The organism is Glutamicibacter sp. AGC46 (assembly GCF_053543715.1).
In genome coordinates, this window is sequence record NZ_JBLVOJ010000024.1 from 612,127 (window position 1) to 623,096 (window position 10,970).

Consider the following 10,970-nt stretch of genomic DNA (forward strand, 5'->3'; position numbering starts at 1 on the left):
TCTGTCGGGGTCTGGTGCTACGTTGACTAGGTAGGAAACAAGTCAACGAAAGGCCCAGGCCCCGTGTTCTTTCTAGATGATCAGTTCATCTTCTCAGCGAGTGACCTGTCAGTCTCCGTTGACTGCAATTACCAGTCCCTGTACCTGCTGGACGTGAAACTCGGCCTGCGTCCCAAGCCTGACAAGGCACGAGACGAGATGCTGGAACGAACAGCGGTGCTCGGCGACGCCCATGAGCAGAACGTCCTCAAAGACCTGATAGCTGCCTATGGCGAATACGACCCGGCGACGGGAACCGGCATCAAGCAATTCACTGATCGCCCACAGATGTCCGCGGCCGGTCTTCGGGCAGCCCACGAAGCGACCATGCACGTGCTTCGCAACGGCGCCGATGTCATTTTCCAGGCCACCTTCTTCGATGGGGCTTTCATCGGCTTTGCCGACTTCCTGGTCCGCCAGGAAGACGGCACCTGGGCCGTATGGGATACCAAGCTCGCCCGCCATGCAAGGGTCAGCGCCCTGCTCCAGATCGCAGCCTACGCGGATCAGATGCTGGCAGAAGGGCTCCCCGTGTCCACCTCGGCAACGCTGGTCCTCGGCGACGGGACGCATTCGGTGCATCGGGTTGACGAAGTGCTGCCAGTCTTCCGGGCCCAGCGTGAACGATTCGTGACGATGGTGCAGGAACACCGTGCGGCCAACCAGCCAGTTCGGTGGAACTCCGATGAACTGCGCTTATGCGGCCGTTGCGATTATTGCGAAGAGCAGGCCCAGGAAACCCGCGACCTGCTATTGGTCGCTGGCATGTCCATGGTGCAGCGAGAAAAACTTCGCGCCCGCGGCATTTCCACCATTGACCAGCTCGCCGAGCTAGAGGCTGAACCAGGCACCTCGCTGCATCGTGCCGCGGAGCAGGCCAGAATGCAGCTGGGGCTGGCCCAGAGCGATGGCATGGTCCACGGCGTCTCCTACCGGGTGAAGAACGAAGGCCCGATCTCTTCGCTGCCGCGACCTGATCAAGGCGACATCTTCTTCGATTTCGAGGGCGACCCGCTCTACCAGGAACCTTCCGACGGCTCCTGGGGCCTGGAATACCTCTTCGGCGTCATCGAATATGACACCGGGGTGCCGGTGTTCAAACCCTTCTGGGCCCATAGCCGCGCCGAAGAACGCCAAGCCTTCCTGGACTTCATTGCCTATGTCGAAGAACGCCGCCAGCGGTTCCCGCGCATGAAGGTCTACCACTATGCGCCCTATGAGAAAACTGCCCTGCGCAAGCTCTCGCAGGTGCACATTGCCGGTGAGGACGAAGTCGACCAGTGGCTGCGTGAGAACCTGCTTGTCGATCTCTACGAGACCGTGCGTAACGCCCTGGTAGTTTCCACCCGCTCATACTCCATCAAGAAGCTTGAACCGTTGTACATGGGAGAGCACCTTCGCTCCGGGGATGTCACCGATGCCGGAGCATCGGTGGTCGCTTACGCCCAGTACATGCTGGCGCGGGATTCGAAGAACGACGGGGCCGCTGAAGCGATCCTCGAGTCGATTGCCGATTACAACGAGTACGACTGCCTTTCCACTTTGCGCTTGCGGGATTGGCTGCTTTCGCTCAGCGATGAGGCGCCTGGCACTCTGCCGGATATGCCTGAGCCAGGCCCGGCCGCAGACGAATACGAGCCCACCGCCGAAGAGCTTCGGCTGCAAAACTACCTTGCGCAGCTTCCCCACGCCCACGCGCTGAGCAACGATGACCGCGCGATCGCGATGGTCGCCGCTGCGACCGGTTACAACCGGCGTGAAAAGAAGCAGTTCTGGTGGGAACACTTCGACCGCTTGTCCGCGCCAATGGATGATTGGAGCGACGCCCGGGGAGTGTTCATTGTGGACGCTGCGGAAGTACTCGAGGATTGGCATAAGGCCACCCCTCGGGCGCGCACCTCTACGCGCGTGACGAGATTGCAGGGAACCTTGGCGGAAGGATCCCTGCTCTCCCCCGGCTCATCAGTGTTCGCCATGTTTGATGCTCCGTTGCCTGAAGGCATGGCCGTTGACGACTCCGTGCGCGGCGGCGCATTCAACGCCACCGTAGTCGAGCTCGGTCCGGGCTGGATTACCATTGCGGAGAAAACCAGCGGCAAGATCCCTGCCTACGGTGCCCATCCATGCGCATTGGCTCCGGATAAGCCGTTGGCGACGATGAGCATCGATGCAGCGCTCAAGGAGATCGCCCAGCGGGTGGGCTCCACCGTACCGGTGCTTCCGGAACGGCCGGGCATCGACATCCTGCGGCGGATTCCGCCACGCCTGAAAACCCTTGCGGCACCGGTGGATCCAGCCCTGGTTGATGGACAGGCGCAGATCTATCCTGCCGTGGTCGAGACGTTGAAGGATCTTGATAATTCCTATCTTGCGGTACAAGGCCCTCCGGGGACCGGCAAGACCTTCGTCGCTTCGCATGTGATCCGTGAACTCGTTGATTACGGATGGAAGATTGGCGTGGTTGCCCAGTCCCATGCAGTAGTTGAAAACGTCCTGCGGAAAGCGGTGCAGGCCGGGGTCGATCCCGAGGCAGTAGCCAAGGAAGTCAAGCACGATGATCCGGTCCCCTGGGCCGGCACGTCCAAGGATTCCTTGACTGAAGTTCTCCACGCATCGGGCGGCGGGCTCATTGGAGGTACTGCCTGGACGCTGACCGGTTCGAAAGTCCCCGCGGATAGCCTGGATTTGCTGGTGATCGATGAGGCCGGGCAGTTCTCACTGGCCAATACCTTGGCGGTTTCACGAGCAGCCCGCAATTTGCTGCTGCTCGGTGATCCCCAGCAGTTGCCCCAGGTCACCCAGGGCACTCATCCTCAGCCGGTGGACGAATCGGCGCTCGGCTGGCTTTCCGGCGGCGAACCAGTGCTGCCAGCCGAATTGGGGTACTTCCTGGCAGCTTCATGGCGAATGCATCCAGCGCTTTGCGCCAAGGTTTCGGCATTGAGCTATGACCACCAGCTGTTCTCGGCAGACGCCGCCGGGTTGCGGCAACTCGAAGGCACACCGGCCGGGGTCGAGACGGTGTTCGTTGAACATCGAGGCAACACGGTCAGCAGCGCCGAAGAAGCCGGGGCCATTGTCCGATTGGTCCGCGAGCATCTGGGAATGATGTGGAGTCCGGGGGCAGGCATGCCTGCCCGTCCATTGGGTGCCGCTGACATCCTGGTAGTTGCTGCCTACAATGCCCAGGTAAATCTGGTGCGCGATGTCCTCGAAGCTGAAGGGCTATCGGCGGTCAAGGTGGGAACGGTTGACAAGTTCCAGGGACAGGAAGCACCAGTTGTGCTGATGACCATGGCATGTTCCAGCGCCACCGATGCATCGCGTGGCATCGAATTCCTGCTTAACCGCAATCGCATCAACGTTGCGATTTCCCGCGGCCAATGGAAGGCCATCATCGTGCGCAGCGAAAGGCTCACCGATTATCTGCCTTCCAACCCATCGGCGCTCTCGCAGCTCGGTGCCTTCATGGCTTTGTAGCTTGATGATGGATTGGCCCGGTCATTCGCGCGCCGGGTCAATCACATCCTCGACTTTGAAGAAACTTCCCAGGACTGGCCGGTCACCGCGCAGTTCCTTGGCGAACTGCAACCCATCCACATTGATGCGCATCTGCCGCTGGTACTCATCGCCCTGCTGCATCCATGTGCGAGTCGTACCGTCAACGCCGTAGAAGTAATCGAACCCCTGGTCCTTGAAGAACTGGTACCGGTCCCCCGCGTAACGCTGGGTCCGGGCAATATCCGATCCAAAAGGATAGATGTAGTGCCCGGTTTTTCCCACGATCGGTTCGACTTCGGCTTTCCACAGTTTGGTGTCCCGCTTGAGCCGATCCATGCTGACTGTCCCGGTGGCAATGTGCCCCCATGAATGGGACGCGAAAACCCAACCGCTGTTCTTCATCGCTTCTGCGATCTCCGCCGCCTTCTTCTGGTCAGCTTCCAGAGTCTTGCTCTGGGGATACTGGCTGGCAGAGGTGCGGTAGCCGAATGCGCCGTTGTATCCGGTCATGGCGATCAGGCCGCGAGCGTCCCGATACGTGAAATCGGGATGTTCCGCTACAAAGTCATCGACCATCGTGGTGACGTCAAAAGCGCCAACCTGCGTTTTGCCCTCCGCATCGACGTATTCGTTGCGGACCTTGCCGTCCTTATCCAGCACCAGCTTGCTGGCGAAGCCATCACCTTCCATGTATTCGTAATAGCTCAGGTCATCGATGGACAGCACCACTGGCTTCTTGCCCTGGGGCAGCATGATATCCCGATACTCCATCTGCCCCTGGCCGTCGAGCGAGGCGAAATCTTCCGGGTTGACCAGGACATAATCACGCGCATACAGCTCGTCGAGGATGGCTGCAAATTCCTTCTGGGTCACCATGTAGTCGGCGTACCCCTGCGAACTGCTGCCTTCGTCAAAGGCCCTGCCGGGATCGACAATCAGCGAGTGGAAGAACAGGTGAGGTATGTTGTTCGGCTCTTCCCAAGCTGAAACCTGCCCTTTCTCTTCCTCTAGGCCGCTGGCCATCTGGTTCAGTTGTTCGGCGCTGTCTTTCTTGGCGAGTTTAATCGCCGCGTCATAGTCGTATCCGTCAGCTAGCCGGTTGATCTCGGCTCTCACGCCGTCCACTCGTGCTTCTTCCTGCTCAGCCTTTTCAACGGCAGCAGGATCCGGGGCCGGCGTTGGCGGCTCCTGTGTAGCACTGCACCCGGCAAGCCCCAGCGCCAACCCGAGCGAAATCACCAATCGTGGGTTCTTCAATGGCTTCGACCTCCGTGACCTCCACCGTGCCCGCCAGGCCGGAAGAAAACGAGTTGTCATCTGGTTATTTCGACCCTACACAGGTAGCGCTGGAGGCAACACCCTTTCAGGATGAATTACCGAACTTGAGCGATGTCTAACATTCAGCTTTTAGGGAGCTCACATTTTGGAAGGAGTCCAATGATTTAGAATTGATTGGTTAGGCGTCCCAAAGATCAAGGAAGTACATGCAGCCCTCGCACCGCGCGAATAGTTTGTGGCTTCAGTCCCAGCAGTTCAAAAGCTCGGCAGCGTATCGGCTTCTGACCGCCCAGCCGTGGGCTGTGGCCTTCATCCGCGCAGAGTTCACCGCAGACCGTTCACGGATCGCATTGGAACTTTTCCATGCCTCCTTGGATTCCTTCCTGAAGCAAGCGCGCAAAAGCGATGACCAGATTCCCGCCTCGTATTCGGCCCAGGATTTCGCCGAAACATGGGTCAAGCAGGGAATTCTGGCTCGTCCGCTGATTGATGGGCGCTTCGTGTATGAACCCAGTGCGCAGACCCTGCGCACCCTGCGCTACCTGGCGGATTTTTCCACCGACGATTCGCATTTGAACTCGTCTCGCCTGAACACGTTGCTTTCTTCCCTGGAATCGCTGGCCCACGAAACCGATCCGGATCCCGAAGCACGTATCCGTGCCCTCGAATCCCAGATCGCGCTGCGCCAAGCCCAAATCGACCAGCTGCGCAGCGGGGATGACCCGGCGGTGCTTTCTCGCACGACCGCCTTGTCGGCAACACGTTCCGTACTCGATCTGGCATCGAGTTTGCCAGCAGATTTCCGACGCATGCGCGACGGCGTCCAGGATATGCTCCATTCATTGCGTGAAGGCATTCTGGATGCCTCCACAGCCAAGGGCGTAGCTGTGGGCCAGGTTCTTGAAGCTGACCGTCAGTTGCGTTCCACTGCCGAAGGCGAAACCTTCAGCGGATTCACTGAATTCCTGAACTCCCCGGAAGCGCAGCAGCGTTTCCGCGCCGCATTGGCCGAAGTCCTGGACCGCGACTTCGTAGATGACCTGGAAACGCCCGAACGCCAGATCCTTACTAACCTGTTGCGTGAATTGCGCCGCCAGGCAGCTGAAGTCCATGCCTCCTATGGCAAGCTCTCTGAATCCCTGCACGCATTCGTGCAGTCCGAGGACTACAAGCAGGCCGAGCTATTGCGCCAAGCGGTCCGAGAAGCTGAACTGGCGATCAGCAAGTCCACGAGCCTGAAGCCCCGCAGCGGCTTGGCCCCGATGGAGCTCTTCGCTCCGCAGTTCGTCACCCTTTCCGGTCTTGGAATCTACGACCCATCCGAGCATGTGGCTCCGCCTCCGCTGGCTCAAGCGCCAGAATTCAGCGAAGCCGACATTGTGCGTAATCCCTCGACGCCCCAGGCGGACATGCCACTGCTGCGTGCATCGATCACCCGGCATCTGGGCCAGTCCAGTTCCGGTTCGATCCGGTTGGATGAAGTCTTCGAATCCTTGGATGCCGGGCAGCGGCACTTGAACTCCATTCGTGCCCTCGTGGAAATCGGGCGCACCAATGGCGAATCGCTGAACGAGAGCGATCTGCTCAGCATCCATTTCCAGCAACTCGATGGTTCGATGCGAACCGCAATCCTGCCCGCGTTAAGCTTTACGAAGGAGCCGCTATGACCAAGAGCGATTCATACGCCGCACCGATCACCGAACCATTGTTCGAGGGCGATACCGGGAAGTTCCCGCTGCCGCTGCGCCAGCTGCTGGTCCGGTTGTTGCGCGGCCCGTACCTTGATGGGTCCATCGATGCCTCGGCTTGGCAACTGCTGCTGGACCAGCAGCAGAGCATCAGCGATTACTTCTCCGAGATCTTCTTGGCACTGCAGCTGGACATGGACCGCAAGATCGCCATGCTTGCCCCCGTCCAGATTGAACAGGTCCACACCTCCCCTATCGCTCCGCGCCGTCCGCTGAAGCGTGATGAAACCCTGCTCGCCCTGCGGCTGCGGCTGTTGCTCGAACAGCATTCAGGCAGCGGCAGCGATGCCGTGATTTCGCGTGCGGGCATGCACGAGATCCTGGCCGAGCACCGCCAGACCTCAGACCGCGATGACAAGCGCTTTGCCGAGTCCTGCGATGCTGCGGTAACCCGCCTGCAGGCTCTGCGCCTGCTGACCGGCACCGAGCTGGAGAACGAGTTCCGCATTTCCCCGGCCCTGGCGATGGCGCTGCCGATCACCAATATCCAGGACATACCACGCTACATCGCGGCAATCGACGCTAATGATCCAGCTTTCAGCCTGGGAGCCGAAGAAGCTGATGACCTCGCAGAGCAGACCCCCGAGTTGGTGCAGGAGTAACCGATGAGCATTGAAATGACTCTCCCGCTGGGCGGGGCACTCAACCCAGGCCAGCATCGGCTGAGCCGGGTACAAATAGTTAACTGGGGAACCTTCCACGGCTTGCATGATCTGGCCGTGGACCGCGCCGGCACCTTGGTCACCGGCCATCCGGGCGTGGGCAAATCCACCTTGTTCGATGCGATGGGCCACGTCTTCTTTGCAACGCCCCGCCTGAACGAATCGGCCAATGACGCGGCCACCCGCGAGGACCGCCGCACCACGTTCTCCTACATGCGCGGGCGCAAGTTCAAAACCAGCGCCGGCACTGTCTACCAGCGCCCCGGCGCGACGTGGAGCGCCATTGTGCTCAGCTACGACGATGGCATGGGCAACACCGTTACAGCCGGCGCGGTCTTCGATCTGCCCGATGCCGGTCTGGAAGGACAGGTCTCCAAGCACTATCTGTTGTGCGAGGGCAAGGTCAATATTGCGGAGCTGGAAAACCACGGCCCACGCCGCTTTACCGTGTCCTCGCTGTCCAAGGCCCTGGCACCGAGCGAGGCATTCGATACCCACAAGGCTTTCATTGAGCGATTGCGCCGCCGTTTAGGCGTCGAAAGCGACAAGGCCTTTGCCCTGTTGCGCACGTTGCAAAATGGCAAGGGCCTGGCCAAGGGCGTCAACCAGTTCTTCCGCCACGAAGTGCTGGAAGAACCAGCCACGTTGAAGGCCGCGTCCGCAGCAGTGGAAGACTTTGCCCATTTGCGTGGCATCTACCGCCAGCTGGATACCGCCCGCGCCCAGCGTGACGTGCTCGCGCAGGTGCCGGAGCAGGATCAGGCCTACCGTTCCTTGGCTGGACAGATCGCCACCGCCCGGCAATTGCTGGAAAGCGACGTGCACACCCTGGAAACCCAGGTCCGCCAGCTGGTGCTGCGCAATGACCTGAACTCCCACGAAACGGAGCTAGCCAAGCTCAAGGCCGAAGAGGCCGAGCTGCGTAAGCGCAAGGAAAAGCTCGATGACCAGCTGGCGTCGCTGGAGGCTGCCCACGACTCTGCGGGCTCTGCTTCCCTGATGCTGCTGGAGCGCGAGGCCGATGTGGCTCGCAAGGCATTGAGCGAGAAGGAGTACGTCATCCGGACCCTGCAGCAGCAGGCCTCGGATGCTGGCTTGGCCTTCGAATTCTCGGCCACCGGCCTGGATGAGCTGCGGGCCAACGCGGCACGTACCTTGCAGCAGCTCAGCTCGATTACGCATGATGCCCAGACCGTTGAGTACGAGGCCATGGCCACCTTGGTCAACCTGCGCAAGCGCGCAGAAACGTTGGCTGACCAGATCCGCTCCTACCAGCGCCGGGCCAGCAATATCGATGACCGTTCGATAGCCGCCCGCCGTGCCATCGCTTCGGCCTGCTCGCTCAAGGAAGAACAGCTTCCCTTCGCTGGCGAGCTCATGGATGTCTCGGCCGATGCCGGTACCTGGCGTTTGGCCGCTGAAAAGGCCTTGCACTCCTTGGCCCGCACGCTGCTGGTTCCCGGGGAGCTGCTCACCCAAGTCACCCACGCCATTGATCAACTCGACGGCTTGGGCCGCGTGCGGTGGAGCGACATTTCACAGCCGCCGCGCACCGCTGAAGCCGGCCCGGCAGACCTGGTGGCCAAGCTGGACTTCGCGCCCGGCGAAGCCGGAACCTGGCTGAAGGCGAAGATCACCGCCGACTACCCATTGGCCTGTGTTGAGAACGATGCAGCCATGCATGTGCACCCCAAGGCGATAACCCCGGCCGGCACCATCAAATCCGGAACCGGAAGCTTCGAGCGCGATACCCGCACGTTGCCTGCTTCCGAGTACCTGCTGGGCTTCACCAACGAGTCGAAGATCGCCGAGTTGCAGTCCAAGGCGGCACGGCTGGATGAGAGAATCGTCCAGGCCCACCAGGCTGCCGATGAACGCAGTGCGGCGAAGAACAAGATCGTGGCCAAAACCCAGCTCTTGCAGGCCCTCATTGCCGATGAGCGGACTTTTGGCCAGTTCGACGCGTCCGAGGCACTGGAAGCCTTGCGCCGCATCGAGCAGAAGCTCGGCGATGCCTTGGCATTGTCCGGGGATTCCTCCCGGGTTCGCCAGCAAATCGAAACGGCGAAGGCCGAGGCAGAAACCCTGGTCGGGGACCTCGCACTGGTTCGTTCACGCATTGCAGATCTTGGCTTGCAGGTGCAGCGTGCACAGCAGATCCTGTCCACCAGCGATGATTTGGGGACCGGATGGGAGCAGAGCATCCCGTCCGCGCTGCGCCAGCATCAGCTGCTTGGCCCGGTTCTCCAGCAAGTGATTGCAGGGAACTGCCCTGCCAGTGAACAAATCAGCGAAGCCTTTGCCGAGGTCAAGCTCCAGCTGGGCAGCCAGGTCAATTCCTTGCAGTCGCAGCGACAGGAAATCGGTGGCGCGCTGAGCGAAACCTTCCGTCGTTTTGCCCGTGAATTCGGCACCTCGCACGCGCAGACCCATGGCACCACCGCTGAAGCAGCTGAGCACTACGCGCAGCTGCACGACCAGATCGTGGCCGATGGCCTGCCGCACCATGAGGCGCAGTTCCGCGAATACTTCGCGAACCGTTCCTATGAACGCTTCAGCGACCTCTTGCAGTTGCTGGATGAAGAGCGCCGGATGATCTCCGAACGCATCAAGCCGCTGAACCAGATTCTGGCAGAGGTGACTTTCGAGCATGGGTCGGTCCTTCGCCTGGAAGCAGTAAATGCGATTCCAGTTGAGGCCGGTACCTTCCGCAAGGACCTGAAGGACGCATTGCAGGAGGCTTACACCACCAAGGACGAATCCACCTTGGCCAGCTCCTACCAAGCGCTGGAGGCACTGGTTACCGCACTCAGCGACCCGGCGATGGCTTCATGGCGTTCGACCGTGCTCGATGTCCGCCAGCATGTGATGATCAGCTGCAATGAGCACAAGCCCAATGGGGAGATTGAGACCGGCTTGGAACCCGGGACGCTCTCCGGCGGCGAAGGCCAGCGCTTCACATCCTTCATCATGGGTGCTGCCCTGGCTTACCAGCTGGGCTTCGCTTCAGCCGGGTTCACTTCCTACGGCACTGTGATGATCGACGAGGCGTTCATTCAAGCCAACTCCGAATATGCAGCGGCAGGCATACGCGCGTTGCAGGAGTTCGGTTTCCATCTGGTGCTCGCGGCCCCCGAGGACAAGATCGATTTGAGCCGCCATCTGGGATCCATCACGGATATCATCAAGCACCCTGGCTCCAATATCTCAGGCTTCGTGACCACCGGCCGTTCCCCGGCCATGGCCACAACGATTACCCTGCGCAGCTGAACATCCAGTACAAGGCACGAGGTCCAGAAGTCGCCATAGCGAGTTCTGGACCTCGTGCCTTGGTGCTTCGCCTCTAGACCATGCTGCGCTGCACGCGTTCAGGGATCATGACCACCCGCGGGGACAGCTCTTGGGGTGCGAAGCCTGGATCGATGCACTGCTTCCAATACCTGAGATGCACCTTGTCGATTTCATGTGCAGAGTCCTGCACCGCGGCACCGCCCTCGCCTTGGATGCTGTACCAGTAGAGGTAGTCGACGCCATCCAGGGTTTCGCTGAAGATCGTCTCCACGTACATCTTTTCGCCTTCCAGGGTTTCAAGCACCGCGGGCATATTGCTGTTCAGGAATTCCAGCCATTCATTGGCTAGCGCTGATTTGCCTGGCAGAACTCGGAATCGAGTGAGTTCAATTTTCATGTCTACAGCCTATGGGCTTGAGCCGCACCTGCGGAAAAGACAGTGGTCCTGAAA

Annotated in this window: 6 protein-coding genes; 4 read left to right on the forward strand and 2 right to left on the reverse strand. The window is 60.3% G+C overall.

The genetic code is table 11. The features are described from left to right. The first annotated feature begins 63 nt into the window (after nucleotides 1-63). Nucleotides 64-3,519 (forward strand): TM0106 family RecB-like putative nuclease, encoded by a 3,456-nt coding sequence (locus ACNPM8_RS14810; protein ID WP_448940101.1) that lies wholly within the window; start codon nucleotides 64-66, stop codon nucleotides 3,517-3,519. A 21-nt stretch (nucleotides 3,520-3,540) separates the two neighbouring features. Here the strand turns inward: ACNPM8_RS14810 and ACNPM8_RS14815 are convergent, their stop codons facing one another. Then, nucleotides 3,541-4,797, reverse strand: coding sequence for a polysaccharide deacetylase family protein (locus ACNPM8_RS14815; RefSeq protein WP_434693658.1), 1,257 nt, complete (start codon nucleotides 4,795-4,797; stop codon nucleotides 3,541-3,543). A 227-nt stretch (nucleotides 4,798-5,024) separates the two neighbouring features. Here ACNPM8_RS14815 and ACNPM8_RS14820 point away from each other — a divergent pair, with 227 nt between their 5' ends. Genes ACNPM8_RS14820 through ACNPM8_RS14830 form a run of 3 tightly spaced genes read left to right on the forward strand, consistent with a single transcriptional unit; the run spans nucleotide 5,025 to nucleotide 10,498 of the window. Next, a complete protein-coding gene (locus tag ACNPM8_RS14820; RefSeq protein ID WP_434693657.1) occupies nucleotides 5,025-6,485 on the forward strand; it encodes a DUF3375 domain-containing protein in 1,461 nt (486 codons plus the stop codon). Continuing rightward, on the forward strand, nucleotides 6,482-7,168 hold the full coding sequence (locus tag ACNPM8_RS14825; RefSeq protein ID WP_105661625.1) for a DUF4194 domain-containing protein: 687 nt from the start codon (nucleotides 6,482-6,484) through the stop codon (nucleotides 7,166-7,168). Before ACNPM8_RS14820 ends, ACNPM8_RS14825 begins: the two co-directional genes overlap by 4 nt. A 3-nt stretch (nucleotides 7,169-7,171) precedes the next feature. Next, nucleotides 7,172-10,498 (forward strand): ATP-binding protein, encoded by a 3,327-nt coding sequence (locus ACNPM8_RS14830; RefSeq protein WP_448940102.1) that lies wholly within the window; start codon nucleotides 7,172-7,174, stop codon nucleotides 10,496-10,498. A gap of 73 nt (nucleotides 10,499-10,571) precedes the next feature. Here ACNPM8_RS14830 and ACNPM8_RS14835 read toward each other — a convergent pair whose 3' ends face one another. Then, the gene (locus tag ACNPM8_RS14835) at nucleotides 10,572-10,916 is read right to left on the reverse strand and encodes a DUF6176 family protein (protein ID WP_332728145.1); all 345 of its coding nucleotides are present in this window, start codon (nucleotides 10,914-10,916) and stop codon (nucleotides 10,572-10,574) included. Nucleotides 10,917-10,970 lie beyond the last annotated feature (54 nt).

Coding starts and splice junctions, on each gene's coding strand:
- ACNPM8_RS14820 (WP_434693657.1), top strand. CDS start 5,025: ATGCAGCCCTCGCACCGCGCGAATAGTTTGTGGCTTCAGTCCCAGCAG.
- ACNPM8_RS14825 (WP_105661625.1), top strand. CDS start 6,482: ATGACCAAGAGCGATTCATACGCCGCACCGATCACCGAACCATTGTTC.
- ACNPM8_RS14830 (WP_448940102.1), top strand. CDS start 7,172: ATGAGCATTGAAATGACTCTCCCGCTGGGCGGGGCACTCAACCCAGGC.
- ACNPM8_RS14835 (WP_332728145.1), bottom strand. CDS start 10,916: ATGAAAATTGAACTCACTCGATTCCGAGTTCTGCCAGGCAAATCAGCG.